Below are 19128 nucleotides of genomic sequence, written 5' to 3' on the forward strand. Positions count from 1 at the left end.
TGCTAAAAACCTAAAATCGATTCCAGAAGTTGTTTTGAATAACTGTTTTGAGTTTGACTGAGTTGTGCCATATTATCAATGCTCTCGACGATTTCACCTTGTTGGAAAAAAATGACGCGATTACATAAATAGGTGATGGTGGTTAAATCATGGCTAATAAAAATAGAGGTAAGATTTAACTGTTTTTGTAAGTCAGTTAATAAAGTTAAAATTTGTGTTTGTACTGAAATATCTAAAGAACTCACTGCTTCATCGAATAAAATGAATTTTGGATTACAAGCAATCGCCCGAGCAATACAGACGCGTTGCAATTGGCCACCGCTCATTTCATGCGGGAAACGATGATAAAAGCTAAGATCTAAACCAACTTGTTCTAATAATTGTTCAATTCGTTGTTGGCGAGCTTTTTTAGGCATGTTTGTGTAAATATTGATTGGTTCGCCAATAATTTGCGCCACCTTAAAGTAAGGATTGACCGACGCATTATAATCTTGAAATACTGCACTTAATTGTCGTTGTAGTTGCAATTTTCGCCATGTGCGGGTTTGCATTTCATGACCATCAAAGTAAATTTTGCCATGGTCGGGCTTTTCTAAACCTAAAATTAGTTTACCCAGCGTACTTTTGCCGCTGCCACTTTCACCAATAATGCCTAGGCATTCACCTTGATTTAAGCTTAACGATACATTTTTAATGATCGGCGTTTTTTGTCGATTAAATAACCCTTGGTTAGGTTGTAAATAAGCTTTGCTTACATTTTCAATCTGCAATAACGCTGACATTTAGCAAGACTCCATGGTTGATTTTTGCGAATTAGGGTGAATAATCGCATTAAATTTAGTTAACAGTTGTAACCGCGCATTGATTAAGTGATGGGTATATTCACTGTTAGCATGGTGAAAAATTTGATCGCGGCTGCCTTGTTCTACAATTGTGCCTTGATGCATGACTAAAATATGATCGGCAATGTGATGAATTACCCCTAAATCATGCGAGATAAAAATCATCGTCGTTTTCGATTGTTGTTTAATTTTGGCCAACATTTTTAAAATGTGATACTGGCTGATTGAATCCAATGCGGTTGTTGGTTCATCGGCAATAATTAGCTCAGGTTCCAGCATTATTGCAATGCCAATCATGATGCGTTGTAACATGCCGCCACTTAGTTGATGTGGATATTTATTGAATATTTGTTTAGGATTACTCAATCCTACCTCAGTTATCATATCTAGTGCTTTGACAACGGCTTGTTTTTTGGTGATTGTTTGGTGAGCCAGTAAGGTTTCGATAATTTGATCGCCGATTCGATATAAAGGATCGAACGAATTCATAGGGTGTTGCAAGATCATCGCAATTTCCTTTCCACGAATACGGCGTAAGGTTTCTGGGCTTTGTTTAAGTAAGTCACCCTGCTCAGGTAAGTTAAGTTGCGGCTGTTTTGGCATAAAAAGGATTTGCCCTTTAATCGAAAAATAGGGCTCTAACAAACCAATGATTGCTTTACTGGTCAAGCTTTTACCACTACCACTTTCACCGACTATGCCTAAACATTGATTATGTTCAATTGCAAACGAAATATCATTAAGTAAAACCTTACCATTATCTAGCATCACAGTGAGATGGCTAACTTTGAGCAATGGGTTATTCATGTTTATGCTCCTTTGGATCAAGAATATCGCGTAAACAATCGCCAAGCATGTTAAATGCTGCCACCACCACTAAAATTGCTATTCCAGGGAAGACCATTTGCATGGGGTGCTGTATCATTACATTTTTAGCTTCACTTAACATTAATCCCCATTCAGCGGTTGGGGCTTGAACGCCAAGGCCAATAAATGAAAGTGCTGAGATATTTAAAATAACCCAACCGGTATCGAGCGTTGCTAATACGACTAATTCCGACATAACATTTGGTAATAGATGGTGGCGAATGATAAATGTATGCGGAGCACCAATTGCTCGCGAAAATAAGATATAGTTTTTACGGCTATATTTGATAACCGAACTACGAATCATACGGCTATACCATGCCCATTTTACCACAATGTTAGCGATGATAACGTTTTCAATACCAACCCCAAGTACTCCGACGATAGCCAGTATCATTACTTGACTAGGGAATGAAAGCATAATATCGCACATTCGCATAATACATTCATCAAGTTTGCCACGATTGTAACCTGAAATTAAGCCTATAATGGAACCAATTACAATGGTGATTATCATCGTCAGTAGGGATAAAAACACGGTTGCCCGAATACCATATAATAGCCGTGACAAAATATCTCGGCCTAAATGATCGCAGCCTAACCAGTGTTCGGCCGAAATGCCCGCGTATTTACGAATTATCCTGACTTTGTTAGGATCAAATGGGGCTATATAAGGTGCTAAAATCCCCAAAACGATAATAATGGCTATGATGATTAAACAACACAGTGCAGTTTTATTTTTAATAAGTTGTGGTAATAAATTCATGCAATACCACCATTATCACGTAATCTTGGATCAAGCATTTGATGTAGTACATCCACAATAAAGTTACATACCACAAACAAAATTGCCATAATTAAGATATAAGCTTGAATCACCGGATAATCTCGATTCATAATTGCGGCAATACACAAACGCCCAAGGCCCGGCCAAGAAAAAATGTACTCCACCACAAAAGAACCGGCAATTAATTGAGGAATAGTCATGCCGAGGGCGGTAATGGTGGTATGTAATGAATTGACTAATACATGTTTAAGGATGATTTTAGGTTGGCTTAAACCGCGGCACCTAGCATAAAAAATAGAATAGTTATGCATATTTTCCAACATATTGTTACGGATAAAACGAATATAGGTGGAAATATAAACAAATGACAAGGTTACGGTTGGCAAAATTAAATTTTGCCATGTACCATAGCCAGTAGTTGGTAATAAATCGAGATAATTTGCAAAAAACCAAATAAATAATAACCCAAGCCAATAACTAGGCATTGCCGTACCTAAGAAAATAAAAAGACGCAATACCTGGTCAAACACTGAATTAGCAAAAATAGCACATAACACCCCAAACACTAAACTAACGATTAGCGTAAAGATAAATGATGAAGTAGCTAAAACCAAAGTGGGTTTTAAGCTACGTATAATCTCATCCCAAACCATTCTATCTCGATGGACAAATGAACGACCAAAATCCAGATGAAAAACGTTATACAGCCAGCTAAAATAGCGGCTCCAAAAAGGTTCATTCAAACCGAGTTCTTGACGCATGCTTTCAATGGCATCAGGTGTAGGCATAATTTCATTCAAGCGCAACGCAACTTCAGCTGGATCGGAAGGGGCTAAATTAATGAGTAGAAAAGCGATAAATGAGATACCGATTAAAATCGGTATCATCATGATTAAACGTTTAATTATGTAGTTCAACATTATTATTAATTATGACAATAAGCAAACTAATAGTACATTTTGTCAAAAGGAATATCAAATTGTGATGGTGCAAATTCAATACCTTTTAATGATTTAACCGCTATAACACGATTACGTTCATAAGTTAAAGGGATATATACTGCTTCATTATGCAGTGTTTCTAACACATAACGATAAAGTTGTTGCCGTTCTTGATCATTATTAGCAATCAGCGCTTTACTTATATTAGCATCAATTTTTGCTTTTTCTGGTAATCCTTGTTGAGCAATATAATCACCATACACCGGTAATTTCATGGCGGCTAAGAATGATTGCGGATCGTACGGCATACCCCAGGAAATATCAAACACCATATCAAAATCACCTGCTTTTTGACGATCGCGATAACCTTGTTCCTCTTCACCATGGATATTAAGTTTTAGACCAATCTGTTCAAATTCATCTTGCATATATTGAGCAATGGTTTTTTGTGACGCAGTATTACTATCGTAATACAGTGTGATTTCAAAGGGTTTGCCATCTTTTTGACGATAATTTTCATCCTTAACTTTCACCCAACCCGCTTTATCAAGCAGTTGCTCTGCTAGTTTTGTATCATATTGATAAGGTTTTAAACCAATATTAGCAAAAGGAATATTGGTTGCCAATAAAGTATCTGCTGGAGCTTCACTTCCATTGAAAATACCTTCAGAAATATCATTTTTATTGATGATATGTTCAATAGCACGACGAACATTGGCATCACTTAGCGCAGAACGAGTGGTATTCATCAATATCATTCGGCTAGAAACAGGCTTTGACATTAAGGTTTGAAACTTATCCATCTGTGAAAAACGTTCAAATGAGTCAGCATCCACCATGTTTTTGCCATAGATTAAATCAATTTCACCTTTTTCCAGAGCCATTAAGCGACTTTGATTGTCAGCAATAACCTTCATGGTAATGGTTTTTAACTGCGGTTTTTTACCCCAGTAAGTAGGATTCAGGTTAAAAACGGCGTATTGATCTTTTTTATGATCGCCTAAAACATAAGGGCCAGTGCCGATATAAGATTTAACGCCATCTTTAGTGGTACCATCAATCATTGAATTTGGCGAAATGAACCGCATTGGTCTTGTAACCGAAATTTCAATTAAAAATGGATAATAAGGTTCAGATAGATTAACTTGCAGAGTGTAGTCGTCAACGGCTTTAACTTCAGTAATTAACCGCACCATTTCCAGCCATGTATGGCGGAATTTATTCGCTAATACAGCATCCCAATTTAGTTTGGCACTATGGGCATCAAACTTAGCCCCATCGCTAAAGGTAACATCTTTTCGCAGTTTAAAAGTATAGGTTTTATCATCATTGCTAATGGTCCAACTTTCTGCCAGCCAAGGTGAAAAGGTGCCATCCTCATTATAATGCACCAGTGATTCATAGAGCATATTTTGTGCCCACATTTCCCCGGAATAAAGGTGAGGGTTCAAATCTCGAATATCACGGAAGTTAGCGAAGGTAAGATCATCTTTAGCTAAACAATTAAAACTAAATATTGATAATAATAAGACAATTAAAAAATTTTTGAGGTAGTTAAATTTAAAAAACATACAAAATCCTAACAGGCAAAATACAGGGGATAAATAGTAGCACAGCCAGTAATGATAATAAATATCATTACAATCTTTTTGTTAAGAAACATAATAAAAATCATTATGTTTATGTTAAAAGTCGTTAATACTGTGAAAAAGCTATTTACAAATTTATCTAGCTTGCCATCCCAATATTAATTGTAAAAAACCAAAAATACTAAAATACTAAAATACTAAAATACTAAAATAATGAAATAATCAGAAACTAATTACTGAATTGCTTTATAATGTTGATTGATTATTCACTTATTTATATTTTTATTTAGGAACATTGCATGTCATTTGACTCGCTTGGCTTAGACGCTAAGCTTTTACAAGCTATTCAAGAGCAAAACTATACAGAACCAACACCCATACAACAGCAAGCCATTCCTGTTATTTTATCCGGTAAAGATTTAATGGCCAGTGCCCAAACCGGTACCGGTAAAACCGCCGGATTTGGTTTACCCATTTTGCAAAAATTATTGGATCAACAAACCAATACTACTAATAAGCCTGAAGCTAAAAAGGGTAGACGGCCATTATATGCGCTAATTTTAGCCCCCACTCGGGAATTGGCTGCGCAAATAGGTGACAACATTCGTGATTATAGCCGCTATTTGCCAATTCGTTCATTGGTGGTGTTTGGAGGGGTTAGTATTAATCCACAAATGATGAAGTTACGGGGTGGGGTGGACATTTTGATTGCCACCCCAGGGCGGTTATTGGATTTAGTGCAACAAAATGCTGTTGATTTAGCTACCGTTAAAGTTTTAGTGCTGGATGAAGCCGATCGTATGTTGGATATGGGTTTTATTCATGATATTCGCCGCGTGATTGCTAAGTTACCTAAAAAACGGCAAAACCTGATGTTTTCGGCCACTTTTTCTGATGACATTAAAGTGTTAGCCAAATCTATTTTGCATGATCCACAGTCAATTGCGGTGGCTAAAACCAATAGTGCCTCAGAGCAGATCACCCAATATGTTCATCGAGTTGATAAACGTCGTAAACGCGAACTGTTGTCATATTTAATAGGCAAAAATCAGTGGCAACAAGTGCTGATCTTTACCCGCACTAAATATGGCGCAAACCACTTAGCCGAGCAATTAACTAAAGATGGCATTAAAGCCGCAGCTATCCATGGCAATAAAAGTCAAGGCGCCCGCACTAAAGCCTTAGCCGATTTTAAACATGACCAAATTCGCGCTTTAGTGGCGACTGATATTGCGGCACGGGGTTTGGATATTGAATTATTACCTTATGTGGTTAACTATGAACTGCCACAAGTGGCCGAGGATTATGTGCACCGCATTGGTCGCACCGGTCGGGCACAAAACAAAGGGCAGGCTATCTCGTTAGTTTGTATTGATGAACTGCCACAACTAAAAGCCATTGAAAAGTTAATTAAAATGCCGATCCCGGAATTAACCACTCAAGGTTTTGCGGTTGATCCAACGATTAAAGCAGAACCAGCGAAAAAAACAGCACCTCGTCGTGCACAAGGTAAATCGCAATCAACCAATAATCGCTCAGCCCCGACAAATAAAAGTAGTGGCAATGCAAATAGTGGTAAACTAGCTAAAAGGCAGGCTACTTCTAAACATAAATCAAGTTATACTCAATAAAGAAAAGGAACGCAAATCATGGTAAATCGCAGTCGACGTTTACGTAAAAAATTACATATCGATGAATTTAAAGAATTAGGTTTTACTATTAGTTGGTCATTCAATGAAGGTACTGATGAAGCCACTTTGGACAAAGTTGTCGATCAGTTTATCCGTGAAGTCATTGAACCGAATGGCTTAGCTTATGAAGGTAGCGGTTTTTTAAATTGGCAAGGGATTATTTGCACCCAAAAACTAGGTAATTGTACTGAAGAACATCGCACTTTGGTTACTGCTTGGCTAGAAAGCCATGGGTTAACCAATGTCGAAGCGAGTCCACTTATCGATATTTGGTGGGATGAGTTGAATTTTTAATATTACCAATAATTAGTTTATAAATAAATAGCCACAGCTGTGGCTATTTTTATGGAATAAGTTTTTTATAACAACGTTGTTGGCATTATTCTATACCTTGGCTACGCAAATAATCCTCATAATTACCGGTATAATCGATCACTTTGTCTGGCGTGATTTCAATAATTCGTGTCGCCAGTGAACTTACAAATTCACGGTCATGGGACACGAAAAATAATGTACCTTGATAAAGCTCTAATGCAGTATTGAGTGATTCAATTGATTCCATATCTAAATGATTGGTGGGTTCGTCCATCACAATAATGTTAGGGCGTTGCATCATCAATTTACCAAATAACATCCGACCTTTTTCACCACCAGAAAGGACTTTTACTTGTTTTTTGATATCGTCTTGCGAAAACAATAATCGTCCTAATATACTGCGCACTGATTGCTCGTCATCTGTAGGTTGCTTCCACTGGCTCATCCAGTCAAATACGCTTAGATCCTCAGCAAATTCATATTCATGATCTTGGGCATAATAACCAATATTGGCATTTTCCGACCATTTTATGTCACCTTGATCGGGAAGTAGTTCACCCATTAAGGTTTTTAACAAGGTAGTTTTACCGATCCCATTGGTTCCTAAAATTGCCACTTTTTCGCCCACTTCAACCATTAAATTAAGATCTTTAAACAGTGGTCCATTATCAAATCCTTTAGTCAGATTTTCGACAACTAGGGCATTACGGAATAACTTCTTGTCTTGCTCAAAGCGAATAAATGGATTTTGCCGACTCGAGGCTTTGACTTCCTCCAGTTTGATTTTTTCAATCTGTCGGGCACGCGAGGTGGCTTGTTTAGATTTAGAGGCATTAGCACTAAAACGGCTGACAAATGATTGTAATTCATTGATTTGGGCTTTTTTCTTAGCATTATCGGCAAGTAAGCGTTCGCGTGCTTGGGTCGAAGCGGTCATATAATCATCATAATTACCCGGATAAATCCTTAATTCACCATAATCCATATCGGCCATATGGGTGCAAACCATGTTCAAAAAATGACGATCATGCGAGATAATGATCATAGTGCTTTCACGTTCATTTAAGGTATTTTCTAACCAACGAATAGTATCAATATCTAAGTTATTGGTGGGTTCGTCTAATAGTAAAATATCCGGATTGGAAAACAGTGCTTGGGCTAATAACACACGTAACTTCCAACCCGGAGCAATTTCACTCATTAAGCCATAATGTTGTTCGGTCGGAATGCCCACGCCTAATAGCAGTTCGCCGGCTCGGGCTTCGGCACTGTAGCCGTCCATTTCCGCATATTGGGTTTCTAAGTCGGCAACTTTAAAGCCGTCTTCTTCACTCATTTCCGCTAATGAATAAATGCGATCGCGCTCTTGTTTAATTTGCCACAATTGTGTGTGCCCCATAATCACCGTATCAAGGACGTTATATTGTTCAAAAGCAAACTGATCTTGGCGTAATTTACCTAATCGTTCATGGGGATCTAAACTCACATTGCCGGATGTGGGTACTAAATCACCACCAATTATCTTCATAAAGGTTGATTTACCACTACCATTGGCACCAATTAAGCCATAACGATTGCCATTACCAAATTTAACAGAGATATTCTCAAATAAAGGCTTACTGCCAAATTGCATGGTCATATTATTTGTTGTTAACACAAAAATGTACTCTCTAAATTAAAGTCACTTTCAACTCAAAATATGAGTAAAGTCGCTGAATTAAAATTTGGCGCACATTATGCCATAATTTTCTTCTTTTTGAGGATTATTCTTTTATAAACTCCAATCATATTTAGTTAATTGGACAATTCACTATTATTAAAACAGATAAGTTGTGTAAGAGTTATATTTATCTTTACTTAAATCAAAAATGTCATTAGCTAATAGTTAACGTGGCATTAGAGTTACTAAACTCCCGTTTAACACTAACCATACATAAAATAAATAAAACCATAAATTATTAAACTAATTTACTTATCAAAAGTGAAAATGAGAAATTATTGCAATAATATCAAAAAATAGTATATTAAATATACATTACAGATTATCAAGTTGCATTATTCAATACCAATAATCTTAATCAATTGGCAAGTAATAACTACTCAAAATGTGCATAAGAATAAAATGTTAACCTCAAATTATTTAGTAAAAAAGGTATATTCTTAATTGAAACTAAATTGAACAAATAAATAACAACTTGTTATGGATAATAATTAAACAATGTAAAGGAAAATAACATGGCGAACGTATTAAATGACCTCATTAATCAATTTAGTGAAGGTTTAATCAATGGATTAATCGGTAAGGTTAGCCATAATCGTTACACTTTAACCATTGATAAACTTAGTTCACCAATTTCGATTTTACGGCTTGAAACTCAAGAACAGTTAAATCAACCATGGCGTTACACCATTGCTTTTACCAGTTCAGATAAAATGTTATCAATTAATTCTGTGCTCAACCAACAAGCCACGTTTTCATTTAATCCTGTTACTGACACATTATTAAACACAGCGATACATTCACTCAGCGATTTACCATCCATCAATAATCCACGCCGGATGTATGGTGTGATAACCGAGTTTAGTCAATTATCGGTTAATAAAGACGAAGCACTTTATCAGGTAGTATTATCATCGAGACTAGCAAGACTTGCCTTAAACCGTAATAATGCAATATTTCAAAATATGAGTGTAGTAAGCGTAGTTGAAGAAGTACTACGTAGTCACGGATTTACTGGTATTGATTATCGCTTAGCATTAAAAGATAGCTATCCGATACGCGAATTTATTACCCAATGGAACGAAAGTGATTTGGAATTTATTCAGCGTTTACTGGCAGATGTGGGGATATGGTTTCGTTTTGAAAGTCATACCCAACATGATTGCGACGTAATGGTATTAAGTGATTATGAGCAAGGTTATCATCAAGCGACTGACATTGATTACAAACTTGAAACAGGAACGCTCGACAGTGAAGTAGAAAGTGTTTGGGAGATGGCATTACATAGTCAAATAGTGGAATCATCGGTAAAAGTGCAAGATTATAACTATCGTAAAGCCGATGAAAATCTATTGTGCGAAATGAATACTCAACCGACAGATATCACAACATATGGTACAAACTACCGTTACGCGGAGCATTATAAAAGTACCGGTGGTGACAAACAAAACAGTAATACCCAAGATAACAATCATGACAATAGTGGTAATATTGAAAGCGGTCAATGGTATGCCCGAATTCGTCATGAACATGCAATTAGCCGACAAATTCTTATAACCGGAAAAAGCAATAGCTACACCTTAGCGCCCGGTCAGCATATACGCATTACCGGCAATCCATTACCTGCACTGCAAGAAGGCGTAATAATATTAACTATAAATGGGCAAGGAAATCGTACTGATGCCTTTGAACTGAGCTTTACCGCCATTGCTTACCAGGTTTTAAAACCCTATCGCCCGGCTCCAATAGCGTGGCCCAAAGCCGTAGGTACATTACCTGCTCGAGTGACCAGTCCGGATAACGATATTTACGGTTATATCGATACCCAAGGGCGTTACCGGGTTAAGTTTAATGTTGACTTAAAAAACTGGAAAAATGGTCAAGAAAGTCTGTGGGTCAGACTGGCTAAGCCGTATGCCGGTCATACCTATGGATTTCACTTCCCACTTATTAATAACACTGAAGTAGCCATTGGCTTTATGGATAATAATCCAGATCGCCCCTATATTGCGCATGCCATGCATGACAGTGCTCACCCTGATCATGTAACAACGGTAAATAAACATCGCAATGTCATCCGTACGCCAACTAACAATAAGTTACGCATGGACGATAAACGAGGTAAAGAGCATATCAAGCTTGCTACCGAATACGGCAAAACGCAACTAAATATTGGTCATTTAGTGGATCAAAACAAAGAACAACGTGGTGAAGGGTTTGAGCTACGAACTGATGAATGGGGAGCTATCGCTGCTGAAAAAGGTTTATACCTAACCAGCCAGACCGAGCCAAAAGCACAAGGCAAACAACTTGATATGCAAGGTGCGATAACGCAACTTGAAAATGCGCTATCAATCGCTAAAGCACTGCAAAATGCAGCAAACAGCTCACAAGCACACACCGCTGAGACGGATAGCCAGGCGCAACTTAAAACATCATTAACTCAACTAGCTGAAAGCGGAATATTAGCTTATGCACAAGAAGGTATTGCCTTAACCAGTCCGGAAGATATTCAGCTATCAACCAGCAATAACGTAACTGTCACTGCTGAAAACCAAACGGATATCAGTGCTTTAAAAAATATCACCGCATCATCGGCCGAAGCAATAGGTCTGTTTGCCCATAAATCAGGTATGAAAGTATTTACCAATCAAGGCGATATAGAAGTGCAAGCGCAAAATGCCAATTTAGCCATGGCGGCCAAACAAGACATTAAAATAGATAGTGTAGAGGGTAAAGTAAGTATAACCGCCAGTGAAAACATCACGTTAATTTGTGGTGGTTCATATATTAAAATCAGCAGTGAAGGCATTGAGCTAGGTACCTCCGGAAATATCTATCTAAAATGCAATGCGTTACAAAAAATGGGGCCAGCATCTTTATTTGCACCAACCATCGAGCTTCCTTTAGGGGCAATTACTCTTTCACAACTTCCTTGTCAACTGAATCTTAAAATCAGCGATATTCCAGGTAGAAATGGTATTAATTATGCTAATTCAGATTGGCGAATTGTATTAGCCAATTGTTCAGATGATGCGCTAATGACCGATGAGGTTATCTCAGAAGGAAAAACAACACCACAAGGTGAATTAGCGATATCACCAGATGACTCGAAAGAATTGATAAAACAATATAATAAACATCCAGGATTCCTATGGATAGTGACTAATAATATTGCTTATCAGCTACAATTTACGACTTTAGGAAATGAAGATAGTTTGAAAAAAAATATTAAAGCGGCTCATGCGATGGGATATAACACCAAAATGTTAAAAGAGCAAAAAAGATTCTTAAATGCAGTTGAAAGTAACTCACAAATCAACAAGAATCAATTAATTAACTCAATAAAAAAGTAATGGTATACCAATGACGGAACATAATAAAACATACGTTTTACTTGATAAAAATAATAAAGAAGACTACACCTCGACTGTCACCGATGATATTTGGCTATATGATATAAATGAACAAAATATTAGGAATAATTTTGCCGAACCAACACATAAAAATAGTGTTAAAGGATATGTACAATCCTATGAATACTTTCAGGATTTGATTACTGAAATTAGAAGTGCCGAAAAAGAAATCTACATAACTGGATGGCAAGTCAATTGGGATGCAAAGCTAACACCTGATTTACGCTTAATAGATGTACTACTTGAAGTGGTACAAAAGAATAAAAATTTACAAATTTTTATTTTGCCCTGGAGACATCAATACCCAATGAATACAGGCGATCATGAAACCATGATTGTATTAAGAAATTATATTAATGAATATATAGGACGCGAAGCAATAGCGGTAAGATCTCATCAATCTTTAAATGATGAATCTTCTCCTGTAACCACAAGGTTTTACTCTCATCATCAAAAAAGTATTATTATCGATAAGAAAATAGCGTTTGTTGGAGGGATTGATTTAGCCTATGGTCGCTATAGTCATGGTTATGATTTGGATCCTAAAGCTGATAATCGGCAAGTACTGAATCGATATAATCCATGTGTAGTATTAATGGGAGATGCGAAAAAAAAATTATCCCTCACTTTTGACCCGACGGATCGATCGTTTTCATCACTAAAATTGTACAAACATTTACAGGATCAGGTATTTATCAAAAAATTAGCTCAACCAACTAAAGTGACATTAGCCGATAATCAACCTATCATGCCATGGCAAGATATTCATGTCAAAATTGAAGGTAAAGCAGTATTTGATTTAGCCATCAATTTTATTTTGCGTTGGAATCAAGCTGAGAACAAAAATGAACATTCTAAAAATGTAACTTATAACAACCGTTCACAAAATTGGCCTCCAACAAATCAAGATGTAAATTTCCCTCCTGAAAATGTATCTGATGAATGTCTTCACCGTAAGATTCCCTTACCGACTCAAGAAAATTATGATGACATAAGCGATACAGGTAATATCAGCGTCCAAATCTTAAGAAGTGCATCAAAATCTATGCGAGTTAATGAGGCACAGGTAGTACTACATGATGCTGTCAATGATATACTTTCAGGTAAAGAGGGAGTAAAGAACCGCCCTCCAAATGTTGAAAATAACGTAAAATTTACAAACCAACCTCAAAGTGATATTTATCAAGTAATGCTTAAATTAATCAAAAAAGCCAAACGTTATATTTATATAGAGAATCAATTTTTTATCTCTGATTATGGTCAACCTTTTGCGGGTTTATCTAAGCTATCCAAACCAGCTGAGACTGAAAATGGATTAACCCCCTTTTTAACAAGATTGCTATCTTTCAGTGGAGATGAGTTACCGGAAAATCAAATTGTACAAGCATTGAGTGATAAGATAGCTAATGTAATCTTTGCTTATCAACCGCAACCTTTTCATATTTATATTACCATACCTGTACATCCGGAAGGTATGTTAAGTGAAGGTGCAATTATCACTCAGACTCATCACACCAGGCAAACTATTTCTTTTGGGACAGATAGTTTGCTCAACCGTATTCGTAAACATTTATGGGTTTATCAACAACTTAACAATGATAAAGTACCACGTAAACAATGGAATAAACTGCGCCCAACCTATTATGATAAGATGGGTGATGAATACAAAACCGTCCCGTTAGAAGAGTGTGCTAAATATGTTACTTTGCTTAATTTACGTAGTTGGACGCAGTTAGGCGATCGTAGCGTAACCGAACAAATTTATGTACATAGTAAATTAACCATTGTTGACGATCTATATGTATTGGTGGGCAGTGCCAATATTAATGATCGTAGTTTGTTGGGTGATCGGGATTCTGAATTGGCAGCATTAATTGTCGATAATGATGCCCAAACAATACAATGCCCGGAACGTGGTATTGAGATACCGGTTAGAAAGTTTGCTTATCAATTACGTAAAAAAATCTGCCAAGGTTTGTATGGTGAGGGGTTAGAACAAGCAATTAAAGTACCTGAACTAGCCAGTAGCGTTAAAGCCATTCAATCTAGAGCTAAAGCTAATACTGATATTTTTGAATCGGTTTTTCCATTTATACCGAGGAATTATTTTAAAGAAAAAGTTGGCATGGATGTTACGGTTGAATTTGCTTCAATTTGGCCGGCTTTAGATTATAAAAAATTAGAAAAACGTAATAGTGAAAAATGGCAAGAGATTAAAGCTAGAACCGAAAAAAACAAGGGACAATATCCAAAATACGAATCGGTCCCTATTGATGACATAGAAGAGTTAGCTAAAGATAACATGGCATATTATTATTTTAAACACGAATTATTAATGCCTTTTAATACTGTTTTTTGGCAAAATTATACTATTAATCAACCTTCCGAATTACAAAAAGTCAAAGGGTATATTACATTGGTACCTATCCATTGGACCGAAGGTGAAAATAATGCCATTCCTTATCATATAAGGTTAGTGACTTAAGGAAAAATATTATGAAAAGAGTGATATTATTAACCGCTTTGCTCGGTAGTTGTTTTGCCTCTCAAGCGGTTGAATTGAACTATAAAACCGAGTGTATAGGCTCTTATACTGTAAATTTACCGGATAACCTTGAAATTGCACTTTACCCGACAGCTCAATATCTACAGCCAAAATCTAAATATTCTGTCTATTTTGCAGATGGTAAATGGGCTATTTTATCTGGATTTAACTATAATGATAATAAATTGTCTATTACAGCAGATTGGGATAATAATGAATTAATTAATGCTAAAAAACAACTAATTGATTCTAGTAAAAAAGTTAAAATTGATAATCCTGATGAGTCAGTCGAATTATGGGAAAAAACCAATGGCTTTGGCTTCTATGCTAAAAGCGGATCTTTTGTAAATTTTATTGAGAAGAATAAAATATATACATTTTTTACTTCTAGCCATTATCAAGGTGAAGAAAGGAATTTTGACTTTTATAAACAAAATGCTGAAGCGATTATTAATGGATTTTCTACCCGTGAACTGTTTGAAGTGCCACAAACGGCCGGTAAGTGTATTCCCTATGGTTTTGTCGCCGGTAATGATTCAACTACACCGCTCAATCTTACCGTATCTTTTCGTTTAAATGATCATCCTGATATTGTGATTTCGTTCTCAGAAAATACCCGTTAATTTACTAATTCGTTTAGTTTTAAGGCGAAAGATGAAATAAACCTTTTTTGGAACGATAATTATGATATCAACAATAATAATATCAAAGACATCAAATTATTGGGTTTCCCAACAAAATATAGAGATATAGAAATGGATGGACGAAACGGAACCGCCGGATTTGTTGAGATACGTTATAAAGATAAATCGCCTTCGGATTATGGTTATTACGGTGTGGTCTCCTATTATTCAAGAAATGACAAAAGTCAGGTCAATCATCCATGGTTACTGTTAACGGTAATTGGTAAACGTGATGAAGCGAAAGGGCATACGCCACTCAGTAAAGATGAGATTTATCAACTCGCCAAAACCATTGAAGCTTCAATAAAACGCCGACCAACCGAATAGTGCTTCAAACATCCAAAAATAACAGACAAAGCGATAGTTTAGGTAAAAAGGGAAAAGGGTAACAGTATGATAAGGAGAGTGATATTATTAACCACTTTGCTCGGTAGTTGTTTTGCGGCTCAAGCGGTTGAATTGAACTATAAAACCGAGTGTATAGGTTCTTATACTGTAAATTTACCAGATAATCTTGAAGTTGCGCTTTACCCTACAGCTCAATATCTACAACCAAAATCTGAATATCCTGTCTATTTTGCTGATGGTAAATGGGCTATTTTATCTGCTTTTAATTATAATCGAAATGATTTAAGCATTACAGCAAATTGGGATAATAACGAATTAATTGATGCAAAAAAACAACTAATTGATTCTAGTAAAAAAGTTAAAATTGATAATCCTGATGAGTCAGTAGAATTGTGGGAAAAACCCAATAGCTTTGGCTTCTTTGCAAAAAGCGGATCTTTTGTAACTTTTGTTGAAGGGAAAAAAATATACTCATTTTTTTCATCTAAACGTTACCAAGGTGAAGAAAGGGATTTTGACTTTTATAAACAAAATACCGAGGCGATAATTAATGGATTTTCTACCCGAGAACTCTTTGAAGTACCACAAACGGCCGGTAAGTGTATTCCATATGGTTTTGTTGCCGGTAATGATCCAACTACACCGCTCAATCTTACCGTATCTTTTCGTTTAAATGATCATCCTGATATTGTGATTTCGTTCTCAGAAAATACCCGTTAATTTACTAATTCGTTTAGTTTTAAGGCGAAAGATGAAATAAACCTTTTTTGGAACGATAATTATGATATCAACAATAATAATATCAAAGACATCAAATTATTGGGTTTCCCAACAAAATATAGAGATATAGAAATGGATGGACGAAACGGAACTGCCGGATTTGTCGAGATACGATATAAAGATAAATCGCCTTCGGATTATGGTTATTATGGCGTGGTCTCCTATTATTCAAGAAATGATAAAAGTCAGGTCAATCATCCATGGTTACTGTTAACGGTAATTGGTAAACGCGACGAAGCGAAAGGGCATACGCCACTCAGTAAAGATGAAATTTATCAACTTGCCAAAACCATTGAAGCCTCAATAAAACGCCGACCAACAGAATAGAGCTTCAATCGCAAAAATAACAGGCAAAGCGTGGTTTAAGTAAAAGAGGGGGAAGTAAAACAGTATGATAAGGAGAGTGATATTATTAACCGCTTTACTCGGTAGTTGTTTTGCTACTCAAGCGGTTGAATTGAACTATAAAACCGAATGTATAGGCTCTTATACTGTGGATTTACCAGATAATCTTGAAGTTGCGCTATATCCTACTAAACAGTATTTAGAACCAAAACCTGAATATCCTATCTATTTTGCCGATGGTAAATGGGCTATCTTATCTACTTTTAATTATAATCGAAATAAATTATCTATTACTGCAAATTGGGATCATAACAATTTAATCGAAGCAAAAAAACAAATGATTGAATCCAATCAGAGTGTTAAAGTTGATTATCCTGATGATTTAGTTGAATTGTGGAACAAAAAAAATGGTTTTGGTTTTTATGCAAGTGGTGGATCTCATGTAACTTTTGTTGAAGAAAATAGGGTATATTCATTCTTTTCATCTAAACATTACCAAGGAAAAGAAAGGGATTTTGACTTTTATAAACAAAATACCGAGGCGATAATTAATGGATTTTCTACCCGAGAACTCTTTGAAGTACCACAAACGGCCGGTAAGTGTATTCCATATGGTTTTGTTGCCGGTAATGATCCAACTACACCGCTCAATCTTACCGTATCTTTTCGTTTAAATGATCATCCTGATATTGTGATTTCGTTCTCAGAAAATACCCGTTAATTTACTAATTCGTTTAGTTTTAAGGCGAAAGATGAAATAAACCTTTTTTGGAACGATAATTATGATATCAACAATAATAATATCAAAGACATCAAATTATTGGGTTTCCCAACAAAATATAGAGATATAGAAATGGATGGACGAAACGGAACCGCCGGATTTGTTGAGATACGTTATAAAGATAAATCGCCTTCGGATTATGGTTATTACGGTGTGGTCTCCTATTATTCAAGAAATGACAAAAGTCAGGTCAATCATCCATGGTTACTGTTAACGGTAATTGGTAAACGTGACGAAGCGAAAGGGCATACTCCACTAAGTAAAGATGAAATTTATCAACTGGCCAAAACCATTGAAGCCTCAATAAAACGCCGACCAACAGAATAGTGCTTCAAATATCCAAAAATAACAGACAAAGCGATAATTTAGGTTAAGGGGGAAAAGGGAAACAGTATGATAAGGAGAGTTATATTATTAACTACTTTACTCGGTAGTTGTTTTGCCATTCAAGCGGTTGAATTGAACTATAAAACCGAGTGTATAGGCTCTTATACTGTAAATTTACCAGATAATCTTGAAGTTGCGCTTTATCCGACTAAACAGTATTTAGAACCCAAATCACATTATCCAGTCTATTTTGCTGATGGTAAATGGGCTATTTTATCTGCTTTTAATTATAATCGAAATAATTTAAGCATTACAGCAAATTGGAATGCTGATGAATTAACCAATGCAAAAAAACAATTAACTAATTCCTTTTTAAGTATTAAAAATAATAATCCAGATCATTTATTTGAACCGTGGGAAAAAGAAGACAGCTTTGGTTATTTTGAAAAAGGTGCATCTCGAGTAATTTTTATTAAAGAAAATAGAATTTATTCTTTTCGAAGTTCTAATTATTATGACGGAGATAAAAAAGGTTTTGATTTTTATAAGCAAAATGCTGAAGCAATTATTAATGGATTTTCTACCCGAGAACTTTTTGAAGTGCCACAAACAGCCGGTAAGTGTATTCCATATGGCTTTGTCGCCGGTAATGATCCAACTATTCCGCTCAATCTTACCGTATCTTTCCGTTTAAATGATCATCCTGATATTGTGATTTCGTTTACTGAAAATACAAATATTTTTACCAATTCATTAAGGGTTGGCGCCGAAGACGAGATACGTCATTTTTGGGGTTACAATTATGATAATGGTAATAGAAATATCAAGGATATTAAATTACAAGAAAAACCTAAATATAAAGATATAGAAATGGATGGACGAAAAGGAGTGTCAGGATTTGTTGAGATACGTTATAAAGATGCATCGCCTTCGGATTATGGTTATTATGGTGTAGTTGACTATGATTCAATAAACAAGAAAAGCCCAAATAAGCATCCATGGTTACAGTTAATGGTAATTGGTAAACGCAACGAAGCGAAAGGGCATACGCCACTAAGTAAAGATGAAATTTATCGACTGGCTAAAACCATTGAAGCCTCAATAAAACGCCGACCAACAGAATAGAGCTTCAATCGCAAAAATAACAGGCA

17 protein-coding genes are annotated in these 19128 nt (G+C 36.0%); 11 read left to right on the top strand and 6 right to left on the bottom strand.

Translation table 11 applies throughout. The features are described from left to right. Positions 1-2: 2 nt before the first annotated feature. From Q0K76_RS04920 to nikA, 5 genes are read right to left on the bottom strand one after another with little or no spacing between them, the layout of a single operon-like run. Positions 3-782, bottom strand: a complete 780-nt coding sequence (locus tag Q0K76_RS04920; protein WP_294612304.1) for a dipeptide/oligopeptide/nickel ABC transporter ATP-binding protein — start codon at positions 780-782, stop codon at positions 3-5. Continuing rightward, positions 783-1649: an ABC transporter ATP-binding protein gene (locus tag Q0K76_RS04925; protein WP_294612307.1), complete on the bottom strand. Its 867-nt coding sequence runs from the start codon at positions 1647-1649 to the stop codon at positions 783-785. After that, entirely contained in the window at positions 1642-2475 is an 834-nt protein-coding gene (opp1C, locus tag Q0K76_RS04930; RefSeq protein ID WP_294612311.1) for a nickel/cobalt ABC transporter permease, read from the bottom strand. The genes Q0K76_RS04925 and opp1C overlap by 8 nt, the downstream gene beginning before the upstream one ends. Then, positions 2472-3416 (bottom strand): nickel/cobalt ABC transporter permease, encoded by a 945-nt coding sequence (opp1B, locus tag Q0K76_RS04935; RefSeq protein ID WP_294612314.1) that lies wholly within the window; start codon positions 3414-3416, stop codon positions 2472-2474. Before opp1B ends, opp1C begins: the two co-directional genes overlap by 4 nt. Before the next feature lie 26 nt (positions 3417-3442). Further along, entirely contained in the window at positions 3443-5008 is a 1566-nt protein-coding gene (nikA, locus tag Q0K76_RS04940) for a nickel ABC transporter substrate-binding protein (RefSeq protein ID WP_294612317.1), read from the bottom strand. A 317-nt stretch (positions 5009-5325) separates the two neighbouring features. Here nikA and Q0K76_RS04945 point away from each other — a divergent pair, with 317 nt between their 5' ends. Together Q0K76_RS04945 and Q0K76_RS04950 are read left to right on the top strand one after the other, a co-directional pair. Further along, a complete protein-coding gene (locus tag Q0K76_RS04945) occupies positions 5326-6657 on the top strand; it encodes a DEAD/DEAH box helicase (protein WP_294612320.1) in 1332 nt (443 codons plus the stop codon). Between the two features lie 15 nt (positions 6658-6672). Continuing rightward, positions 6673-7011: a YggL family protein gene (locus tag Q0K76_RS04950; RefSeq protein ID WP_294612495.1), complete on the top strand. Its 339-nt coding sequence runs from the start codon at positions 6673-6675 to the stop codon at positions 7009-7011. An 85-nt stretch (positions 7012-7096) separates the two neighbouring features. On the opposite strand, the gene Q0K76_RS04955 is transcribed toward Q0K76_RS04950, so the two are convergent. Further along, the gene (locus Q0K76_RS04955; protein ID WP_294612323.1) at positions 7097-8689 is read right to left on the bottom strand and encodes an ABC-F family ATPase; all 1593 of its coding nucleotides are present in this window, start codon (positions 8687-8689) and stop codon (positions 7097-7099) included. A 578-nt stretch (positions 8690-9267) separates the two neighbouring features. On the opposite strand from Q0K76_RS04955, the gene vgrG reads away from it, so the two are divergent. The 9 genes from vgrG to Q0K76_RS05000 all read left to right on the top strand — a co-directional run bounded on the left by vgrG (position 9268) and on the right by Q0K76_RS05000 (position 19102). Next, positions 9268-12108 (top strand): type VI secretion system Vgr family protein, encoded by a 2841-nt coding sequence (gene vgrG, locus Q0K76_RS04960; RefSeq protein WP_294612326.1) that lies wholly within the window; start codon positions 9268-9270, stop codon positions 12106-12108. Positions 12109-12118: 10 nt separating this feature from the next. Continuing rightward, complete coding sequence (locus Q0K76_RS04965; RefSeq protein ID WP_294612329.1) at positions 12119-14653, top strand: hypothetical protein; 2535 nt, start codon at positions 12119-12121, stop codon at positions 14651-14653. Between the two features lie 11 nt (positions 14654-14664). After that, positions 14665-15336 (top strand): T6SS immunity protein Tli4 family protein, encoded by a 672-nt coding sequence (locus Q0K76_RS04970; protein WP_294612331.1) that lies wholly within the window; start codon positions 14665-14667, stop codon positions 15334-15336. 132 nt (positions 15337-15468) lie between these two features. Further along, positions 15469-15723, top strand: a complete 255-nt coding sequence (locus Q0K76_RS04975) for a hypothetical protein (RefSeq protein WP_294612334.1) — start codon at positions 15469-15471, stop codon at positions 15721-15723. A gap of 66 nt (positions 15724-15789) precedes the next feature. Further along, complete coding sequence (locus Q0K76_RS04980; protein ID WP_294612337.1) at positions 15790-16464, top strand: T6SS immunity protein Tli4 family protein; 675 nt, start codon at positions 15790-15792, stop codon at positions 16462-16464. 132 nt (positions 16465-16596) lie between these two features. Then, complete coding sequence (locus tag Q0K76_RS04985; protein WP_294612334.1) at positions 16597-16851, top strand: hypothetical protein; 255 nt, start codon at positions 16597-16599, stop codon at positions 16849-16851. A gap of 64 nt (positions 16852-16915) precedes the next feature. Continuing rightward, positions 16916-17590, top strand: coding sequence for a T6SS immunity protein Tli4 family protein (locus tag Q0K76_RS04990; RefSeq protein WP_294612340.1), 675 nt, complete (start codon positions 16916-16918; stop codon positions 17588-17590). Positions 17591-17722: 132 nt separating this feature from the next. Next, positions 17723-17977 (top strand): hypothetical protein, encoded by a 255-nt coding sequence (locus Q0K76_RS04995; RefSeq protein ID WP_294612334.1) that lies wholly within the window; start codon positions 17723-17725, stop codon positions 17975-17977. 66 nt (positions 17978-18043) lie between these two features. After that, positions 18044-19102, top strand: coding sequence for a T6SS immunity protein Tli4 family protein (locus Q0K76_RS05000; RefSeq protein WP_294612343.1), 1059 nt, complete (start codon positions 18044-18046; stop codon positions 19100-19102). The last annotated feature ends 26 nt before the right edge of the window (positions 19103-19128 follow it).

Source organism: uncultured Gilliamella sp., assembly GCA_945271295.1.
Lineage (GTDB): Bacteria > Pseudomonadota > Gammaproteobacteria > Enterobacterales > Orbaceae > Gilliamella.